Source organism: Polaribacter sp. Z014 (genome assembly GCF_023555435.1).
Classification (GTDB): Bacteria; Bacteroidota; Bacteroidia; order Flavobacteriales; family Flavobacteriaceae; genus Polaribacter.
In genome coordinates, this window is sequence record NZ_JALCZP010000014.1 from 41,729 (window position 1) to 63,615 (window position 21,887).

The 21,887-nt window shown below is 32.2% G+C and carries 10 protein-coding genes and 1 pseudogene; 3 read left to right on the forward strand and 8 right to left on the reverse strand.

Annotated features, from left to right (window positions below; translation table 11 throughout):
- Positions 1-67: 67 nt before the first annotated feature.
- A pseudogene (locus tag MPF19_RS13995) lies at positions 68-553 on the reverse strand (DUF4372 domain-containing protein); the annotation flags it as partial.
- Between the two features lie 325 nt (positions 554-878).
- Between MPF19_RS13995 and lacZ the strand changes: the two are divergent.
- The 3 genes from lacZ (at position 879) to MPF19_RS14010 (ending at position 8,143) form a co-directional block, all read left to right on the forward strand.
- Complete coding sequence (lacZ, locus tag MPF19_RS14000; RefSeq protein ID WP_249988715.1) at positions 879-4,133, forward strand: beta-galactosidase, LacZ type; 3,255 nt, start codon at positions 879-881, stop codon at positions 4,131-4,133.
- A gap of 11 nt (positions 4,134-4,144) precedes the next feature.
- Positions 4,145-5,782 carry a glycoside hydrolase family 43 protein gene (locus tag MPF19_RS14005; RefSeq protein ID WP_249988716.1) on the forward strand — a complete coding sequence of 546 codons (1,638 nt, stop codon included), beginning with the start codon at positions 4,145-4,147 and terminating at the stop codon, positions 5,780-5,782.
- A gap of 264 nt (positions 5,783-6,046) precedes the next feature.
- Positions 6,047-8,143, forward strand: a complete 2,097-nt coding sequence (locus MPF19_RS14010) for a glycoside hydrolase family 97 protein (protein WP_249988717.1) — start codon at positions 6,047-6,049, stop codon at positions 8,141-8,143.
- 327 nt (positions 8,144-8,470) lie between these two features.
- On the opposite strand, the gene MPF19_RS14015 is transcribed toward MPF19_RS14010, so the two are convergent.
- From MPF19_RS14015 to MPF19_RS14045, 7 genes are read right to left on the reverse strand one after another with little or no spacing between them, the layout of a single operon-like run.
- On the reverse strand, positions 8,471-11,353 hold the full coding sequence (locus tag MPF19_RS14015) for a T9SS type A sorting domain-containing protein (RefSeq protein WP_249988718.1): 2,883 nt from the start codon (positions 11,351-11,353) through the stop codon (positions 8,471-8,473).
- Between the two features lie 7 nt (positions 11,354-11,360).
- Positions 11,361-12,740, reverse strand: a complete 1,380-nt coding sequence (locus tag MPF19_RS14020) for a family 43 glycosylhydrolase (RefSeq protein ID WP_249988719.1) — start codon at positions 12,738-12,740, stop codon at positions 11,361-11,363.
- 10 nt (positions 12,741-12,750) lie between these two features.
- Positions 12,751-14,169 carry a sulfatase gene (locus tag MPF19_RS14025; protein ID WP_203392230.1) on the reverse strand — a complete coding sequence of 473 codons (1,419 nt, stop codon included), beginning with the start codon at positions 14,167-14,169 and terminating at the stop codon, positions 12,751-12,753.
- Between the two features lie 10 nt (positions 14,170-14,179).
- Positions 14,180-16,540: a glycoside hydrolase family 3 N-terminal domain-containing protein gene (locus MPF19_RS14030; protein WP_249988720.1), complete on the reverse strand. Its 2,361-nt coding sequence runs from the start codon at positions 16,538-16,540 to the stop codon at positions 14,180-14,182.
- Positions 16,541-16,542: 2 nt separating this feature from the next.
- On the reverse strand, positions 16,543-18,078 hold the full coding sequence (locus MPF19_RS14035) for a sulfatase family protein (RefSeq protein ID WP_249988721.1): 1,536 nt from the start codon (positions 18,076-18,078) through the stop codon (positions 16,543-16,545).
- Between the two features lie 3 nt (positions 18,079-18,081).
- Positions 18,082-20,142: a T9SS type A sorting domain-containing protein gene (locus tag MPF19_RS14040; protein ID WP_249988722.1), complete on the reverse strand. Its 2,061-nt coding sequence runs from the start codon at positions 20,140-20,142 to the stop codon at positions 18,082-18,084.
- A 55-nt stretch (positions 20,143-20,197) separates the two neighbouring features.
- Positions 20,198-21,853: an apiosidase-like domain-containing protein gene (locus MPF19_RS14045; RefSeq protein ID WP_249988723.1), complete on the reverse strand. Its 1,656-nt coding sequence runs from the start codon at positions 21,851-21,853 to the stop codon at positions 20,198-20,200.
- Between the last annotated feature and the right edge of the window lie 34 nt (positions 21,854-21,887).

The window sequence follows — 21,887 nt, forward strand, 5'->3', positions numbered from 1 at the left end:
TTTGGTACAAAACCAATACTGTACTAAATAAACTTAAGGCACACAATTTTAAACCATTTTACTAGTTTTAACCTTTGATTACTACTATGTTCAAAAAAAACTCCCTTGTATTGTTAGATTTGGAGAAGGCTGTTTTTCCTTCTGTAATATTCAAATAAGATGGTAAATGACCATCATAATCAAGTAGTGTGTGCATTTTTACAGCACCTTTTTTTGTTTTGTGTTTTACCCAATCAAATAAACTTAAACAAAGTCTAATAGTAGTGATATCTAACTTGAATATTTTTGATTTTATTTTAAACTTAACCCGCTTCATAGCTGCCTGCTGTCCTAAACTCTCCAATAAAACATAATAATAGTCTCTAAAAAACTCCCAGTTTCTATTTTTATTCTGATAACTGATTGTAGATTTTGAAGACGATTTAAGCATTCCTAAATGATTAAAGTTGCCAGTTACAGAACGTAAACCATTACTGATATCTCGAATAGACTGACTCTTTGCAAATTGATAGAAGCGCATAGAAACTAAATGTGACCAACTATTAAAGCCTTTTTGATGCGTATTGGTTTAATGTGTTTTGACAAGTTTTTTAAACCTAGAACTATAAAGTTTTCATATTCTCTGAGAAAGTAAAGTTACACTTACCATATGTGTAAGGGGTTTTTTATGCAACTCAAAGATATTTGAGAAACTTGACTCTATCCTCGTATTTTTAAAACGTTTTGGACGGTATTGAAGAAAAATCATATGTTTTGTATAATAGCCCATATGTTTTAAGCTTTAAATACAAAAGTTTGATATTTGTATGCCTTCAGAATATTTTTATGACTCAAGAGGAGCAAATGGAGTCATTAAAATAACTACAAATTAAAAATTTATGAAATTTATTTTTTCTCTCATCTTAACATGTTTAACTATTGCCGCAACAGCCCAACAAAAAAATGATTGGGAAAACCCGCAAGTAAATCAAATTAACAGGCTTCCAGCCCATGCCACTTTTTATAATTTTGAAAATGCAGAACAAGCAATTACTGGAGATAGAGAACAATCTAAATATTACAAAACGTTAAATGGAGATTGGCAATTTAAATATGTTGCAAAACCTGCAGAAGCTTCCAATAATTTTCAAAAAGTAGATTTTAATAGTTCTTCTTGGGATAAAATAGATGTGCCTTCTAATTGGGAAATGAGAGGTTATGGAACACCTATTTATACAAATACAATTTATCCTTTTTACAATGATTTTCCTAATATAAATCATCATGATAATCCTGTTGGGCATTATATTAGAACTTTTAATGTTGATAAATCTTGGAGTAAAAGAGATATTATTTTACATTTTGGAGGCGTTTCTTCTGCTTATTATGTTTGGGTAAATGGTGAATTTGTAGGCTATAGTGAAGACACAAGATTACCATCAGAATTTGATATTACAAATCTAATAAAAGAAGGCGAAAATAAAATCGCTGTTAAAGTATATAGGTGGTCCGATGGAAGCTATTTAGAAGGACAAGATCATTGGAGAATGAGTGGCATTGAGCGTGAAGTATATTTACATGCAAATCCTAAAGTACGTTTGTCTGACTTTACAGTTAGAACCGCTTTTGATGAAAATTATAAAGACGCTTTGTTACAAATTAGACCAAACATCATTACAAATATTAAAGATAAATATGTTGCTAAAGTTGGTGAATTTGGAAACACAAACCTCAAAACAACTGTTGATGATTGGACAATCACAACAACGCTTATAGATCAAGAAGGAAATACAATTGGAGATAAATCAGTAACAGAACTTGGAAAAATATTAGGGGAATTTTATCCTCAAAGAGATAACGTTTACTTCGGATTAATAGAATCTAAAATTGAAAAACCTAAAAAATGGTCTTCAGATACTCCTTACTTGTATACTTTACTTTTTGAAGTTAAAGATGACAATGGAAATTCAATTCAATATACAAGTACTAAAGTTGGTTTCAGAGAAGTAAAATTTGATGATAGAGGTCGCTTTTTAGTAAATGGGAATCCAGTAAAAATGATTGGTGTAAATCGTCATGATCATCATCAAACTAACGGAAAAACCTTGTCTAGAAAAGATATGGAAGAAGATGTAAAACTCTTAAAACAGTTTAATTTTAATGCAGTAAGAACATCACATTATCCAAACGATCCTTATTTCTACGACTTATGTGATAAATATGGACTGTATGTTATGGACGAAGCTAATATTGAAACACATGGTGTTAGAGGACAACTTTCCAATGTACCAGATTGGGGAACTTCATATTTGCAACGTGCCATAAGAATGGTACAACGCGATAAAAACCATCCTAGTATTGTATTTTGGAGTTTAGGTAATGAATCTGGAACTGGTGCTAATCATGCAGCAATGGCTGGATGGATAAAAGACTTTGATCCAACTAGGTTTATTCATTATGAAGGTGCTCAAGGTGTCCCAACAGACAAACGATATAAAACTAGTTTTTTCACTCAAGATCAAGGTAATCCAACCGATCTAAGTTGGGTAGATATGTTAAGTAGAATGTATACTACACCACAAGAATTACAGGATTTAATAAATAATACAAGTTTTGATAAGCGACCTGTTGTAATGTGTGAGTATGCACATTCTATGGGGAATTCTACAGGTAACATGAAAGCTTATTGGGATGTTATTTATAAAAATGATAGAGCTTTAGGAGGTTTTATTTGGGATTGGATTGATCAAGGCATTTTACAAAAAGATGAAAATGGAAAAGAATTTTTGGCCTATGGAGGCGATTTTGGTGACAAACCTAATGCAGGTACTTTTTGTTTAAATGGAATTATTGCTTCAGACAGAACTCCAAAACCTGCTACTTACGAGTGTAAAAAAGTAAATCAACCAGTCGTTATTACTACTGATGATGCTCTAAAAGGAGATTTCGAAATTTTAAATCGTCATCATGCAATAGATTTGTCTATATATAATCTTAATTGGGAGCTAACAGAGAATGGTGTTGTTATTCAAAATGGCAATTTAGAATCGTTGAATACGGAGCCTTATCAAACAGATAAACTAACTATAAAATTTAAAAACCCAAAAGCAAAACCTGGTTCTGAATACTTCATAACTATTAAAGGAAGTTTAAAAGAGAACACCATTTGGGAGAATAAAGGGTATGTGGTTTTTGAAGAGCAATTCAAACTTAACTATAAAACAAAATCAATCGAGCCAAATTCAAGTAATTTGAGTTTGAATGTTACTGATAAAAATGATGAAGTTACAGTTTATAACAAATTGGTAAGCCTTAACATCAATAAGAAAACAGGCTATATTACTTCATATAAATCTAAAGGTGTAAATGTTTTAAGTTCTCCATTAAAATTAAATTTTTGGCGTGCAGAAACAGAAAATGATAAAGCTTATCGCGAAGCATTACATTTAGAAAAAGAATTAGACTGGATGAAAGCTGGAGATCGATTTGTAGCAAATAATGTTTCAATTAATTCAGATGAAAAAGGAAAAGTTATTGTAAACGTTAAAGGAGAAATTATCAACCCTAAAACTCAAGTAAATCTCTCCTATATTGTATTGGCATCAGGAGAAGTAAAAGTAAACTATCAAGTTGATATTGATAAAAAAGCACCAAATGCACCAAGAATTGGGATGCAATTTGATATTTCAGATGCGTATAAAAACCTTTCTTATTTTGGAAAAGGACCACATCCTAATTATGCAGATAGAAATTATGGTTCGCACGTAGGTTTATATTCAGGTAATGCTAAAACAATGAGTTATATGTACGCTTATCCTGAAGAATATGGAAATCATACAGAAACAAGATGGTTTAAGATTCAAAATAATAAATCAAACGGAGTTTTAATCAAAGGTGATGATCTATTAAGTTTCAGTGTTATTCCTTATAGTACAAATAATCTTCAAGATGCAAATCATATAAACGAATTGATAGAGCGTGATGTTTTAACAGTAAATGTAGATTTAATTCAACAAGGAGTTGGCGGAGATGATACGTGGACTGCAAGTGCTCAATCTCATGAAGAATATTTAATCAAACCAAGAAGTTATAATTATTCATTTTATTTGGTGCCTTTTCAATCAAAGGTAAAACCAGAAATAATTAAATTTTAGTTAAAATGAAAATGAAATTAAGAATACTTAAGATTTTATTTCTTGCATTAATTTGTTTTAATGTTTCAGGACAAACAGCTCCCGACAATTTTAAGAACCCAATCTTGTCTGGTTTTTATCCAGACCCTTCTATTTGTCGTGTAGGAGATACGTACTATATGGTTAATTCTAGCTTCGAGTGGTTTCCAGGGCTGCCAATTCATAAAAGTAAAGATTTGGTTAATTGGGAGTTAATTGGTTACGGATTATCAAAATCTACTCAAATTAATTATCCTGATGGATTAGGTAATTCTCAAGGTATTTTTGCGCCAACAATTAGACATCACAATGGAACATTTTATATTATCTGCACAATGGTAGGTGGCAATGGGAATTTTATAATCACAGCAAAAGACCCTTCCAATTCTTGGTCAGATCCAATATGGATAGATGATGCTCCTGGAATAGACCCTTCTCTGTTTTGGGATGATGATGGTAAATGTTATTATACTGGAGCTGGAATTATTGACTACTCGCAAAAAGAATGGCAAGGAAAAAATGGTGTTTGGATGCAAGAAATAAATCCAGATAAAGGCGAGCTAATTGGAGAGAAAAAACAACTTACCTATGGACATGCATCAAATGCACGTTGGGCGGAAGGTCCACATTTATATAAAATAAATAATGAATATTTATTACTAATTGGTGAAGGCGGAACAGGAGAATATCATGCTGTAACAGTTTTTAATAGCAAAAATATTTGGGGACCTTACATACCCAATCATGCAAATCCAGTAATGACACATCGTCATTTGGGAAAAGATTATCCTATACAACAGACAGGACATGCAGATTTAGTACAAACTCAAAATGGAGACTGGTGGAGTGTAATGCTTGCTAAAAGAAAAATTGATGGATACACTACTCTTGCTCGTGAAACTTTTTTAGCACAAGTAGAAATGTCAAATCAAGAATCTGGTGTAACTCCTATTTTTAATCCCGGAAAGGGTTTATTGCAATTTGAACAAAAGCGACCTGAATTACCCTGGCATCCAATGTCCAAAACTAATGAGTTGGATGAGTTTGAAGGTGAAGAATTGGGACTTGAATGGAACTTCTTACGATCTCCCAAAGAAACCTGGTACGAGCAAAAAGATGGACAAATACAGATTCAATTACGACCAGAAACGGTTGCTGAATTTGTTAACCCATCCTTTATTGCCCAACGTACCCGTCATTTAAATTATGAAGCCAGCACATCACTTTCGTTTAAAACTAAAAAAGAAAATGAAAAAGCTGGGTTGGTAATTTATCGCCGTCATGGAAATCATTATCAACTATTGAAAACAAAGGATAAACTTGTACTTTTAAAAACATTGCAAAAAGAAAATAAGGGCGAGTTTGAACCGCAAGTAGTAGTAAGTATTCCATATAAAAAAGAAAGTGTTGTTTTTAAGGTAAAAATTGATGGCATTAATGCTCAATTCTATTACGGTGAAAATAAGTTTGAACTGAACCCCATAGGCAAAGCACAAGATTATACGATTTTATCTGACGAGATTGCACAAAAATTTAATGGTGTATACGTGGGCATGTATGTTACGTCATCAGGAAAAGAAAGTAAGAAAACAGCACTTTTTGATTGGTTTATGTATCAAGGTGCAGAATAACTTTTAATTAAAAGAAAATCAATAGAAATTATGAAAGCCGTAAAAAAGATTTCACTATTCGTGGCAAACAATGTAGAAAAACGCAGAGAGTTTAGTCATTCCTAAAGTAAATAAAGAGCCTTTTGCTATTTCAAAAATTGCATCTAGTTCAAAATAATAGTATAAGACTATTACCCTGCTGGAAAGGACGATGCATGAAAAGCCTTGCTTTTTAATAAAACCTTTAAAATCATACACCATTAATTACTATTAAAATTTGAAACAATGAAACATCTCTTACTACTTCTATTGCCACTTTTTATGGCATGTTCTGACCAAAATAATATTGTTAAGGAAGTAGCCTCTCCTAATTTAAATAATAAAATTGTTTTTGAATTGAATGATGCGGGACAATTATTTTATAGCATCAGTTCTAATAACTTGGAGTTCTTACAACCTTCAGCTTTAGGTTTTGAGTTAAAAAACAAGTCTTTAAAAAATAACTTTAAGATGCTTTCTTCAGAAGTAAAAACCAATAACTCAACTTGGGAAACTGTTTGGGGCCAGCGTAAAACGGTTAAAGATTATAATAATCAGTTAACCTTACATCTTCAACAAAAAGAAACAAATATTTTAATAGATATAATTGCAAAATCTTTTGACGATGGTATAGCTTTTAGATATGTATTTCCAAAACAAAATAACTTAAGCGATTTTGTAATTATAGATGAATTGACTGAGTTTAATTTTAAAGAAGATTACAAAACTTGGTGGAATTTTGCAGACTATGATAACTATGAAAAAGTATATTACAACTCTCCTATTAGTCAAGTTGGAGATTCTATCAAGTTTAAAAGAAGACCAGAAAAAGAAGAACGTCCGAATATGGCAAATACACCAACTACTATTGAGGTAAATGATAATTTGGTTGTAAGCATTCACGAAGCAGATTTAACAGATTATGCAGGCATGAATTTGTTAAACACTTTAAATGGGTTTAAATTTAAAGCACATTTAACTCCTTGGCTGAATGGAGATTTAGTAAGAGCTTCAACACCTTTTCAGTCGCCTTGGAGAACTATTCAAATTGGCAAAAATCCTGGTGATTTAGTAGAATCTGACATTATAATGAACTTAAATCCAGAATGTGCTTATGAAGATACTAGTTTTATTGAAACCTATAAATATATTGGTATTTGGTGGGAATTACATATTGGAAAAACTGCTTGGGCAGAAAAAACACAATTTGGTAAGCCTATAACAAAACCCCATGGAGCCAATACTAAAAATGCAAAATATCATATAGATTTTGCTGCTAAACATGGTATCCCTGATGTATTAATTGAAGGTTGGGATAAAGGTTGGGACAATATGGAAGGTTCTTGGACAGGTTATAATATTTTTGATTGGAAAACATCAACAGACGATTTTGATATTAAAGAAGTAACAGATTATGGTAAGAAAAAAGGGGTAAGAATGATGATGTATCATGAAACTATTTCTGATATAGACCATTATGAACCTGCCATGGATTCGTTGTATAAAATGTGCAAAGACCTTGGTATAAAGACAGTAAAAGTAGGGTATACAGGTGATGTAAATTACGATAGTAAAAAGAAAACATACAAACAACATCATCATGGGCAATATATGGTGCGCCATTATAAAAAAATGGTTCAAACAGCTGCAAAATATGGTTTGTTAATTGTAAATCATGAACCAATTAAATTTACAGGTGAACAAAGAACATATCCTAATTTAATGGCAAGAGAGGGTGCTAGAGGTCAAGAATACAATGCTTGGAGTGAAGGCAACTCTCCTGAACATGGGGTAGTTTTGCCTTTTACAAGATTATTAGGTGGGCCTATGGATTATACTCCTGGAATATTTAAAATGGACGTACCTGATCGTAATTGGAGTCCTTTAGATTTTAGAGTAAAATCTACTATATGTAAACAATTGGCATACTATTTAACCATGTACAGCCCCATACAAATGGCTGCAGATTTGCCAGAAAATTATGAAGGCAATGCTGCTTTTCAATTTATAAAAGATGTACCTACAAATTGGTCTGAAAGTAAAGTTATTAATGGTAAAATTGGAGATTATTATACTGTAGTTCGTAAAGAAAGAAATGCAGACAATTGGTATTTAGGAAGTATTACTGACGAAAATCCAAGGAAATTTAAGGTCGATTTATCATTTTTAAAGAAAAACAAAACTTACATAGCAACTATTTATTCAGATGCTAAAAATGCTCATTGGCTAACAAACCCAGAAGTATTTACAATTTCTAAAAGAGAAGTTACTTCTAAAGATGTATTAGAAATTATTTTAGCAGCAGGTGGCGGGCAAGCTATAGAATTTAAAGTAGTTGAATAATATTTCATCAATGATAACATAAACACTATACACTCTTTCTATGATTAATAATTACCGTTTTTATGTTGAAATAGAAACGAATTTAATCAATCATTTTGATGTTTGTTTGGTACAAAACCTAACTTTATTGAAAGTTTTAAAAGATTACTATTTGTGTAATTTTAATTCAAGTATAAAAATTTAGAAAGGAAGTTCTTAAGCAACAATATTATCAACAAAAAAAGCACTAAATTCAGCTATTAACCCGCTAATTTAGTGCTTATCTTATTATTACTCTAAACAACGTTACTGCTAAAATTGTTATGATAATTATATTCGCTTTTATAACTAATTCTTTATAAATTTATACGAAACATTTTTCACCTTATTGGACAGAGATATTATATACATTCCCTTTTTAAGGACAGAAACATTTACTTTATTTTGATTTAAAGAACCAGTTGTATGTGTTTTCCCTAAAGCATCTACAATCGTGTAGTTTACATCTTCTTCAGCTCTAAAACCATGAACATTTAGAATACCTTGTGTTGTAGGATTTGGAAATAACTTTATTGTTTTGCTATTTTCACGAATATCATTAACAGCTAAAGTATTTACATCTATAACTGCTTTGTACCAACCACTACCCCAACCGGCAGACCAAATAATGTTTTCGTTATACGGATCTGGTTTTATATCTGTAATTCTATCAGAATGTGCCAAACCTTTATTTATCTTAGTCCAAGTTGTACCAGCATCAACAGAAATATATGCACCTGGGTTTTTAAAATTAACTGCCATATTTGGTACTTGAGATGCTACTGAAATTATTATTATATTTGAGTTGACTGGAGATGTTTCTGTTTGCCAAACATATGGCGCTTCAAAGATTAATTCCCAATTAACACCGTTATCAATACTTCTCCAAACTCCACCAGAATTCATTGCTCCAGATCTAGAACCCGTAGAAATAAACATATGCTTTGTATTTCTATCAATAAAAATATTATTAACAGATTTTATTACTGAAGGAATTATAACTTTCTTCCAATTGACTGCTCCATCTGAAGATTTGTATAATCCACCTGGATCTGAATTTTTCCACTGACTTAAAGCTGCAAAAATAGTTTCTGAATTATCTGGATGCATGGCAATTCTATTTACACTTGCTCCAGCTGGCAAACCAGCATTACTAACATTCCAGGTAAGACCTCCATCATTAGATCTATTAACGCCGTATTTTCCTTTTGTTAAAGCAGGACTTGTACCGCCTCCAACTCCAGCTATTTGCTTATAGATAGCCGTAAAATACATATTGCTTGGATTTACCGGATCTATCATTAGCGAATGCTGCGGAGCTACCGTTGAAGACACGTTACTAGTACCTTCAAAAATTGTAGCAATATTAGTCCACGTTTGTCCTGCATCGGTAGATTTTCGTAACGTTCCTCTATGTGTTTGACGATCCATTAACGCAAAAATAGTATTTGGATTATTGGGATGAACAGCAACCGAGGCTACCGAATGTGCAGATTTATAACCTCCAAAATCAAAATGCTGTCCTTCAATTTGCGCTATATTTACGGCTCCTGTATTTGTCCAATTTGCAATATCTGTACCAGTAGTTTGAAATAAACCATGCTCGCCACTACATAAAAGTCTTCTTCCTGTAACACCTGTTTCATGTAACATAAATCGACCAGGAAGTGCTGTATTACCTCTACCTTTCCATACGTCTGGTGCAACCTCTTCGTCATCAATCTGTGTCCAACTAGTACCATTATTATTAGAACGCAAGGTTTGCTGATCTATACCTGTAAAAACATCTCCGTTGGCATTAATTGCAAGCATTCTAGTACCTGAAATAGATCTTTGATCGTTCATATAATTCTGCAAATGAGCAAAATTGATATTATCTGCAGTTGTACTCAATCCAGTTTTATTATTCCAATAGGTTTGATCTTCTTTGGCTACCCAATATTTACCCTGTCTTGCACAAGGAAACCAAGTAGCTCCTCCGTTTGTAGTTTTCCATAAATCTCCAGGACCAAAACCATAACCGTGCTTTGTTTTCTGGGCGATATAAATTTCATTTTTATTAAGCGGATTTACAACAATCATACTAAAAACAGGTATAATGTTTGAAGCATATGCTTTACTATCTAAGTTGTTTTTTGGAATACCAAGCCAGTGTGAAACCGACCTTTTATACTTGTCGCGCGAAGTCCAATCTTTTACAACTTGAAAATCAATACCCAAATCTCCGGTAATATTAGTCCACATTAATCCGTTATTTATACTTTTATAAACACCTCCACTGGTATCAATAGAGTTATTTCCATTTTCTGTATATACAGATTGTTCCACTAAATAAAGTGTAAAATCTCCAGTACTAGCATCGTAATGCGATGTTAAATCTCTAGGCAAATTATTTGGAAGTCCCGTAGCGTTAGCCGTCCAAGTCTCGCCTGTATCAGCACTTGTGTATATACCATAATTAGTGGCCATAATCATATTTTCTGGACTACCAGGATTGAAAATAATTCGACCTACATCTAAATCATTCGATAAACCTTTAGCAACTTTTTTCCATGAAACACCACGATCTGTTGTTTTCCATACGTAACCATAAACAGACCTAGAAGTTTTTTCGCCATTAGACTTTGCTAAACTTCTGCTATTCTCTTTTGCATTCCAAAAATCACCTGCTCCTAAAAACCATATATTGTCATTGGTAGGATGAATAGCTAATTTTGAATGAGATTTACCCATTGTAGAATTAAGGTTCCAAGTTCTACCTCTATCATTAGTTTCATAAATTTTACCGCTAGTATTACTTCCTGTTTGGTTGTTTGCAAAAGCAATTCCAAAATCAGGGTTTTGTAAGGAGAATTTGATATCAATTACACGACGCATATCTACACCTGTACCATCGCTGTCTTTTAGTGTTTGCCAGGTTACTCCGTTATCCCAAGTACCAAAAGCCGCATGCATATCTGGGCCACTAAACATCACATTTGTATCTGTTGGATGACACCAAAACTCTTCGCAATAACCAGAAGTTCCAGTCGCAAAGTTTACCCAAGTTACGCTTTGATCTGACGCAATACGTTCTGTTCTTATTTTTTCAAAAAAAGGAGTTCCACTATTTTGAGCAGCTACATTTAGAGCGCACAAAAACACTGTTACTAGTGAAATGATTATTTTTTTTGAAAAATAGTTTATGTTCATCCTTATGTTATTTTATTATAATTTCATCTAACTCCCAAGAACCAGAATTACTATCTGATGCTGGTTGCAGCGCTATTTGCATTAACCTATTTTCTATATTCTTAAATTCTGATAACTGGACTTTATACGTTTTAAAATCGGTATCATTAGAAGAAATAGGAATAGTAATCCATTGTTGCTGAGACCAATCTACAGGATCTGTGCCAACAGCCCAAAAACCATCTTCCTTTTCATTACGTGTATAAATTGAAAATTTTAATTCTTTGGCATTACTATTATTTTTGATATTAAAAATAACTTCAGAACACAATCTTGTATCCGTATACAACCAAGGTGCACTTCTAATAAGGGCATTCTTTTCTGATAAATTACCTACTAATTTCCCGTCTTTAAAAGAAAGATCTGTACCGCTTAAAGCTTTCCATCCCATGGTACTGTTTTTAAACTCAAAAGGTCTTCCGGGAGCTGGATACATTCTATCATCCTTAGGAATTATAATACTTCCATCTTCATTAAAATTAACAGGCTTTAAACTTGCTCCTCTATAAAATGCACTGATATCATGATTTTCTTGCATTACATATTTTTGCCCTTTCCAATCAAAGAAACTTGTATGTCCACCATCTAAAAACGCTCCTTGAAACTCATAAGGACCATATAAGTTTTTAGAGATAGAATACCTACTTCCATACACTAAATAGTACAAATCATTTCGCTTAAATAACGTAGGTTTGTCTTCTGCTCTTAATTTATTACCTTCTTTATCTTGAATGATAATTTCTTTTGGTTCGGTATCTAAAGACTTCATGTCTTTAGATAATGTTGCCATGTAATAAGTCCCCACACCAAAACAAATGGTATACACATCATCTTCAATATAAATTTCTGGATCATAAGGATGCACAGGTACAATGCCTTTTGGCAATAATGGTTTACCCAACAAGTCTTTATATTCCCCGGTAATTGAGTCGGCAACCATGACGCCTGTATCTATATTTCTGTTTGAAAAGAACCAATAATATTTACCGTCTCTTTCACAAATATCTCCTGCCCAACAGTTCGGTTTATCACCAATATAAGTGTCTTGTGGTAATAAATTTCTGTGAAATTCCCAATTAACTAAATCTTCACTCGACCAAAGTTCCCATCTATCCATAGGAAAAGAAGAAGTTGCATCCCAAGATTCATCATGACCACAAATAATATAAACACGACCATTTTCTACCCAAGCATGTGGATCTGCCATACCATGTTCTGGCACAATTACATCTACACTAATCGCTTGATTACTTAATTTATTAGACACTTTGGCTTCCTTTTGCTTATTACCACAGGATACCATCAAAAAAGTTACTACTACAAAATAAAACAGTTTGTGAATTTTCATTATTAGTTTATTATTTATCTAAAATTGGGTCTCTTTTTACGTCCATACGTTTCATAGCATTTACTTCATAAACACGTTTTAATTGCCAAAGAGGTCTTTCCAACTCACTTTCCCAATTCCATAAATCTTTAAACATTTCTCTTACTTTATCGGGATATTTATAGGCTAAATTGTTGTTTTCTGTAATGTCTTTTTTGATGTTATATAATTCAGCTGGTCTATCAGGAAAACGTAGCATTTTCCAATCACCTTTTCTAACAACACCTCTATTTTCTTTTTTCCAAAACAACATTTCATGCGGTACCTTTTTATTCTTCCCTGTAATAAAAGGAATTAAATCTACTCCATCTAATCCTTTAATTTTTGAAGCATCTCCTTGAGCAACATTTACAAAAGTTGGCAACATATCTAACATACTAATAGGTTCTTCGTAAACTGTATTTGGTGTAACTACATTTGGTAATTTTATAATACATGGAACTCTAATTCCGCCTTCTAAATGATTTGATTTACATCCGCTTAAAGGATAATTAGAAGTGTTTGAACCATCTGGACCACCATTATCATTCGCAAAAACAACCAACGTATTTTCATCCAAACCTAATTCTTTTAGTTTGTCTAAAATTCTCCCGCAGGCTCTATCCATAGCAAATGTCATGGCTGCTAATTTTTTACGTTTCCCTTTCAAATTTGGAAATTGATCTAAATCTTGTTGTTCTGCCTCAAGAGGTGTGTGAACTGCATTAAAAGAAACATACATAAAAAAAGGATTCTTCTTATTTCTATCTATAAAATCACAAGCTTCATCTGCAATTTCATCTGTTAAATATTTTTTAGGTTCTTCAAATACTCCTAATCCTTTTTCCCATCTGTCTAATCGCTTTTCTGCTGCTTCTTTTTGTGATAATGCATAAAAACTTCTTGCTCCACCTCTAAAGCCATAAAACTCATCGAAACCTCTATATAAAGGGTTATACTCGTCATTTCCTCCCAAATGCCATTTCCCAAAAATCACAGATTTATAACCCTGTGGTTTTAAATAATTCGCAATTGTTTTAATATGCAATGGAAGCCCCATATCATCTCCCAATAATTTTGAAGACTGACTCATATAACCAGGCACATTATTATCTTCTATACCATATCTTTGTTGATACATTCCTGTAATAAAGCCTGCTCTAGAAGGGCCACAAACAGCAGCTGTAGTATATGCTTCTTTAAAAAGAACTCCTTGTTTAGCTAATTTATCTAAGTTTGGAGTCTTAAAATATTTACTTCCATGAAAACCAAAATCATGATAACCTGCATCATCTGCCAAAAGAAAAATAATGTTCTTTTTTTGAGCTGATGTTTCTGTTATGTTAAAGAAAATTGTACTGGCTATTATTATAATTAATAATAGCTTCTTGTCAATATTATTGAATGCCATATCTCTATTTTTAGTTTATTTCACTTTTTGAAAAGAATACTTCTCTACCATTACTGAGTATTAAATCTTCTCCTTTTAATGTTACTTTTCCTTTTAATCGAATATCTGTTGAAGAAGCAGCTATTTTAAATTCATAGGTACCACCTTCAACAATCCATTTCCCTTTTTTATATTGAACTAATTGTTGTGGAGAAACCTTAAAAGTTACTTTTTTACTTTCTCCTGATTCTAAAGAAACTCTTTGAAAACCTTTTAATTGAATAGGTTTCATTGTTGATGATTTATCAACCGGAGAAACATATAATTGTACTATTTCTGTTCCCTCTTTTTTACCTGAATTTTTTAGCGTAAATGAAATTGAAAAACGATCATCAGTCAATTTTACTTTCGATTTCATTTTAAAATTACTGTAGGTATAATTGGTATAAGACAAACCATACCCAAAAGGATATAAAGGTTGATTATTTACATCATAACCATTTTGATAATTTACTTCTTCTTTTTTCTGAGAATTAGGATACGTCACATTTAATTTTGCAGAAGGATTTACTTTACCCGTTAAAATATCTGCAATTGCATTTCCGCCTTCTTCACCCGGCAACCAAGCATTTATAATTGCTGCACATCTGCCTTCTAATTTATCTATTACTTGCTGTCTTCCTCCAAATAAAACTAAAATAACAGGCTTTCCAGTAGCCAATAATTTCTCTACAAAAGCTTCTTGTTCTCCAGGAAGTCCTATTCCCTTTCTTTTTCTACCTTCTCCATTCAAGGCAATATTCTCTCCTACTGCCGCTATAATTACATCACTTTCGTTCGCGATTTTTAGAGCATTATTTAAATCTGGTTGTGGCAAGCCTTTTACAGTTAACAGTTTTAACTTACCTAATCGACTATCTCCAAAACCACTTTTATCAATTTTTGCTTCTAAACCAGCACTCCAATCACAACCACGTTCGTGCTCAATTTCTACTGTATTACCCAATGCATTTTCCAATCCTTCTTTAAGGGTTACTAATTTCGGATTTAAAGGATCGTACTCTTCACTTTTCCAAAAAGCTCTCATGGCTTGGTACGTATAATCGCCTAACAAACCTTGTGTTGTAGCTGCATTTGGACCTACTAAAGCTATTTTTTTAACATCGCTTTTTAAAGGTAAAATTCCATTATTTTTTAACAAAACAATAGATTGAGCTGCAGCTTCATAGGCTAGTTTTCTAAATTCTGGAGGATCAAAATCTAATACACCATCTTTACCTATTTGCGGATTCTCTTCTAACAATCCTAATCTAGCTTTCATTATTAAAGACCTTCTAACAGCTGTATTAATTTCTTTTTCTGTAATTAATTCTTGTTCAATAGCCTCTGGTAATAATGGAAATGCTGTTGGTGATGATAATTCGATATCTACCCCAGCATTAATTGCCATTGCGCCTGCCATAGCAGGAGATTTTGCTTGTTTATGGCCTTTATATATTAAATTCACGGCACCATAATCACTAACTATTAACCCATCAAAACCAATTTCTCTACGTAACATTTGGTCTAACATCATAGGGTTCGCTGTTACTGCCAAAGATTTATATTTACCATAAGAAGGCATTACACTTTTTGCGCCTGCAATTTTTATACAAGCTTCATGAGGCATTAAATATTCTTCATATAAAACCTTTTCTTCATTGTTTTTAGTACCATAACCCGCAAAATGTTTTACAGTTGCAGCAACACCCGTTTTTAAATCATCTCCTTGTAAACCTTCAACAAAAGCAACACCTAAACGAGATGTTAAATATGCATCTTCTCCATAACTTTCTTGATGACGGTTCCAATGTGCAGTTCTACTTAAATCTAACATTGGCGATAATGCAAACGTTGCTCCTGCAGCTCTCATGTTTTGTCTTGTAGAATTTGTATTTCTTTCTACCAATCCTGGATTCCAAGAACATCCAATACCAATTTGTTGCGGAAAAGTAGTGGCTCCCATCGTTGCAAATCCTGTAATTGCTTCTTCATGAAAAATAGCAGGAATTTTCAACCTTGTTTCTGTTGTTAAATAATGCTGAATTTCTCTAACTAGATCTCTTAATTCTTCAGGATTCAATGCTTGACCCGTAGAAAACTGACAAAAATGCCCTATTCCGTTTGGAATTACTTCTCTACATTTATCTAATGACAATTTTCCATCTACCATTAACTCTCTAATACGAGTTCCTGTTATTTGAGCAATTTTCTCATCCATTGTCATTTTAGACAATATCGATTCTACTTGAGAATCTATTTCAGGAGTACTGAATGATGAGTTCAATTTTCCCTGAGCAACAAGGAAAATTGAACTCATCAATAAAACTAAAAAAACTATTTCCTTCTTCATTATTACTTTTTAATATTAGAATACTTTTCTCCTCTAATTTTTACAAATTCTGCTAATAATTCTTTCAATTTTTCTGGATTCTTTTCAGCTAAATTATTTTTCTGACCTACATCCTCTTTTAAATTGTATAATTGAAATTCAGTTTTAACCCCTGTTTCAACAAAAGAATGCCAGCTCATTGCAGCTCCTTTGTATGGAGGAATCATTACCCAATCTCCTGATCTAAAAGAAGTTTTTGAACCTGCTTCTAAAACAATGTTATCTCTTCCTTTATCGCTTTTTCCTAAAAATTCAGACATCATATTTTGACTATCATTTACCTCTGCTTTCACATCTAATAAACTTGCAAAAGAGGCTAATAAATCTACCTGACAAACCAAAGCTTCTGATACTTGTGGCTTAATTTTACCTTTCCAATACACCATAAAAGGAACTCTTGTACCTGCATCAAATAAACTATACTTTCCTCCTCTTAATTTACCTGCTGGTGTATGTTTTCCTAATTTTTCTATTGCATCATCAAAATAACCATCTTGTAAAACAGGGCCATTATCACTAGAAAAAACAATGATTGTATTTTCTAAAACACCTTCTTCTTTTAAGGTTTTCATAAATTCACCCACCATATAATCTGCCTCTAAAATAACATCTCCTCTTGGTCCTAATCCAGATTTACCTACAAAACGAGGATGTGGAGTTCTTGGCACATGTGGTTGTTGCAAAGCATAATATAAAAAGAATGGCTTTTCTTTATGGGTTTTTACATAATTCTGCGCTTTCTTTAAAAAGTGATCTGCCATTTCTGTGTCTACCCATTTTGCAGCATCTCCACCTTTCATATATCCAATTCTTGGAATACCGTTTACAATACTATTGTTATGACCATGGTGCCATTTCATAGTTGTTAATTCAGGATTATCTAAACCTGTAGGTTCTCCTTCAAAATTCTTTTTATAACTTACTGAAATTGGATCTTTAGGATCTAAACCATCTACAAAACCATTGTTAATATAAACTGTTGGTACACGATCTTGCGTTGCTGCTAAAATATATGCATCTTCAAAACCAACTTCATTGGGTCCTGGAGAAATCTGTTCATTCCAATTTAAATTTCCTGCACCTAAACCTAAATGCCATTTACCAACAATACCAGTTTGATACCCTGCTCTTTTAAACATTTTGGGCAATGTTTCTTGCTCGGTAGTAATAATTAATGGAGCAGACCCTGGTAATATTTTTGCCTTAGGGTTTCTCCAAGGATAAACACCTGTTAACAATCCATATCTACTTGGTGTACACGTTGCAGAAGTTGCGTATCCGTTGGTAAATTTAATTCCGTCATTTGCCAAAACATCTATATTTGATGTCTTTAATTCTGTAGCACCATAAGCGCTTAAATCTCCGTAACCTAAGTCGTCCATATAAATGACAACTACATTTGGTTTTTTAGTTTCTGATGTTACATTTTCCTTTTTAGCTTCTTTACAAGCGGAAAATACAAATAGTGCAATCAATAAGTATTTTAATACGTTTTTCATTATTTAATATATTAAGAGTTTTTCGGTTAAATTTTCTTTTGTTGTTTTTACGATATACATACCTGAATTTAATTTAGAAGTATCTATTTTGTTTTCAGTTCCTTTATAAATTCGAACTCCAGATAATGTATAAATGGTAAATTCTTCATTTTCTATACTAGAATTTAGCGTAACTAAATCACCTTTTTTAGCATAATTAGGTACGAGCCGGAATTTATTTTTTTGTTGAATATTGGATGCTAAAGACAATGGGTTTTGAGATTGCTGAACTTGAAGAATTGCAGAACTAATCCGTCCTCCATTATCTGCAAATTTTACAGTTAAGGTATTTGTACCTTGTTTAAGTTGCCCAATTTCTACAGGAATCTCTAGCGTTCCAAAAAACTGTTTTCTAGTACTTTGATTGTATCCTCTTATAATATCACCATCAGTATTTATCTCGTTTCCATTGATAAATAGCGTTGGTTTTAATGATAAATTATGAGCACGTCCAATACTTAAACGTAAAGTTGCTAAACCATTTCCAGTAGCTACATTGTTAAATGTGAATGTATTATTTGTATTTGCATTAATCGTTTTTAAATATTCTGTTGCGTAATATTTTTTACTATCAATAGTATTATTGAATGCAATAACACTATTAAATTTATACGTTAAAACAACCGTTTCTCCATAATTCAAACTCAGAGTTTCTGGGGCAGTATTTTGAGAGGTTTCTGTTATTTCCGGCAATTTATCTAAAAAAATATTGACCCTTTTAATATCTACATTTTGTAATCCTTCTTTATTTAATAAATTCAAATCTACAGTTTGCACAGCATCATTTAAATTATTTAATACTACATGTACTTTGTTATCATCTACAAAAGCTTGCGTTTGTACATCTAAATTATTAGATTTTGTAAATACCCTTTTCCCTTTTACATCTTTCCAAATTTCGTAGAATAGCTTTCTTTGGGTAAGTTCTACTTTTCCGTTTTCATCTTTTATCCAAACACTAGATTTTGAATATTGCGAATTTCTATTTCTTGTGTTTACATTAAAAGGAATAGCAACCAACATATCATTTCCTCTTTCTATAAAATTCATCACCAAATGCATTTGAGAACGCACTGCTTGCGAATTTGTAATAGGCTCGTAATTAGAAACACTAGGAAAACCTGGTTGATTAGCTACCAAACGACCATATTCTGTTACAGCAATTGGTTTTACCGTTTGCAGTTTTATACTACTATACGTTTCTATTAAATCTAAAATTGCTTCAGAATTAGCACCAGAACGTCTACCTCCAGAATTATTTAATCCACTACCATCATACAAATGCACAGAAAAAACATCTACATCATTACCAGCAATATCTATAAACTTTTTAAAACGTTTGTTCCATAAATCAAAATCGTTATTTTCAAATTCTGGATACGCAGATGCATACCCCACCACTTTCATGTTTTGTAATTCTGGAACTGCGTGAATAGATTGTCCAAGATCTTTTAGATATTGACACATTTTTGTAATGACGTTATCTATTTTACTAGTGATGTATTTTCCATCTTTCCCTTCTGGGTAATAATCTACAGCATGTACCATAGGCTCATTAAAAGGTTCTATAAACTCCGGAACTAATGCCCAATCTTTTTTGTAACTATTCGCTACATAATTGGCTACATTTTTACTAAAAACAGAAACATCTTCAATAGAGTAATCTTTACTATCATCATAAAAAAGTTGACCAGCTGTACCTGTAGCTACTAAAAGTGGCTCCACATTTCTGATGCCCGAATATTTATTTTGAACATTAGGAATCACGCCGTTTTTTACTTTTCCAAAAGGATTCCAAAACTGACGAGAACCTTTATAATCAGAATCAATATTATATTCATTTTTAAAAGACTCAAAATCGGTATCATTAGAATTATACAAAAAATGACCCGTTATAAATTTATTACGATTAAACTCAGAAACTCCATTTATAAATCTTTGGGTTTTAGGATCAATAGTAATTTCACTTTGTGAATACACAAAGAAGTATGAAAACATTATTACTACGAATATAAATTTTGTCATCTTTTTTTTAAAGTTCATTTCTGTTACAACGATATCTTTCCTTTTCTAGTTACATCTACTTTTTCTTAGGCTGAAGGTTTCTAAGAATCAATATCGTATCTGCTTCACCTTTCCAAGGTCTAGCGTCCCAAAATTCTAATGGTTTTTTTACATATTTTACTTCTTTCGTAAACTCACCTGTAATAGTATTAAACCATTGTTTAGTCGCATTTTTATGATTGAATTTTTCTTTTAATGCTTTAGATGTTCCTCCAGCCCAATTATTTTCTTTAGGATTGTACACTAAAATAACACCATCTTTTTCATTGGTTAAATTGTAACCAGCATTGTTATAATTTGGCATCGGTTTAAAGTTTTCGAAATGTAAATCCTTAAACAAGGTTCTCATGTGTTTAAAATATTCGAAATGAGGTTTCTTAAAGTTTTCTGGTTGTTCAAACGGATTGTGAATAACGGCATTCCAAGAAGCTCCTTGCCAGTAATATGTTGAATATGCGCCTGCAAATAAACACATGTAATTTCTTCTTAAACAAGCTTCTGCATTGTCATAAGCACCTGGAAAAACTACATATGGAGAATCTTCATAACCTCCATGTTCAATATTAAAAATAGGTTTGTTCGGAAAATCATTTCTTGCTTTTAACATATTTTGATACAACGTATGTTTCCAATCTTGGGTAGAAATAAAATCTACTTCATCTTTATGATTTCTACAAAAACCGTAATCGTGCACAGAAACCAATCTGTTATAAGAATCTAACTTACGAGTACGTTTTATACGCTCAGAAATATATTCTTTTGTCGCTCTTGTATAATGCAGAGCTTCCTTAGAAACATCCCAAATAATATTTGGAAAACCTTGATATCTTTTTACAACATAATCGTAATACATATTATCTGCCTTGGTTTCCATATCTGGCCATGAAACCAATTTGTTCCAAACATAAATCATTAAATGACTGACAATTTCTTTATCATGCATTTGTGATATAACTCTATCAAAATGCTTAAAAAAATCTACATTTAACGCAGTAAAGTCTGGTTTTGAATTGGATCCTAAAAAAGGAAAAATATCTTCACGACTTCCGTATTCATGTTCTGGAAAGTCTTTTAATCTTTTGGCTTTTGGCCACTTTACATCATAAGAATAGACATTCATTACAACCTGATTGAACCCATACTTTTCGATTAAAGACAGTAAATGTTCGGTCTTCGGAATTTCCTTTTGATTGTAATCTAACGCAAACAACCAATCGCATTCAAATGCTAAATTGAAATAATGAGAACCATCTTCATAATAAAAATGTTGGGTATCTTCTTTTGATAAAACTACGCCACCATGTCTATTTTCCTTTTTATTTTCAGCAACGACAATCTTACCTTTTTCACCATCTAATTCTTTAATTTCAGAAGCGATTACAAAAGTTTTATTTCCAATAGATGCACTCGAATAACGAAATACCCAAGTTTTATCACCATTATAAAATAAAGGGATTTTTTGTTCTGTATTATTGCTTTTTACAATGGCAAAAGCATTTTTACTAAATGGATCTTTTACTTCTTTTTTTACTTTGTAAACAATATCATTCACTTGCCATTGCACCGTTTCTATGGCCTTATTTTTCTTAGGTTTTTTCCATACCTGTATTTGTGCAACACTAACGTTTACAAAAAATAAGATACCTAATAAAATAATTACTTTTTTAATCATCCGTAAAATTTATATCATTTTAACAAAACCTAAT

Bases quoted from the DNA above. Each gene is read 5' to 3' on its own strand.
- MPF19_RS14045 (WP_249988723.1), bottom strand. From the start codon at position 21,853: ATGATTAAAAAAGTAATTATTTTATTAGGTATCTTATTTTTTGTAAAC.
- lacZ (WP_249988715.1), top strand. From the start codon at position 879: ATGAAATTTATTTTTTCTCTCATCTTAACATGTTTAACTATTGCCGCA.
- MPF19_RS14040 (WP_249988722.1), bottom strand. From the start codon at position 20,142: ATGACAAAATTTATATTCGTAGTAATAATGTTTTCATACTTCTTTGTG.
- MPF19_RS14020 (WP_249988719.1), bottom strand. From the start codon at position 12,740: ATGAAAATTCACAAACTGTTTTATTTTGTAGTAGTAACTTTTTTGATG.
- MPF19_RS14035 (WP_249988721.1), bottom strand. From the start codon at position 18,078: ATGAAAAACGTATTAAAATACTTATTGATTGCACTATTTGTATTTTCC.
- MPF19_RS14010 (WP_249988717.1), top strand. From the start codon at position 6,047: ATGAAACATCTCTTACTACTTCTATTGCCACTTTTTATGGCATGTTCT.
- MPF19_RS14030 (WP_249988720.1), bottom strand. From the start codon at position 16,540: ATGAAGAAGGAAATAGTTTTTTTAGTTTTATTGATGAGTTCAATTTTC.
- MPF19_RS14015 (WP_249988718.1), bottom strand. From the start codon at position 11,353: ATGAACATAAACTATTTTTCAAAAAAAATAATCATTTCACTAGTAACA.
- MPF19_RS14005 (WP_249988716.1), top strand. From the start codon at position 4,145: ATGAAATTAAGAATACTTAAGATTTTATTTCTTGCATTAATTTGTTTT.
- MPF19_RS14025 (WP_203392230.1), bottom strand. From the start codon at position 14,169: ATGGCATTCAATAATATTGACAAGAAGCTATTATTAATTATAATAATA.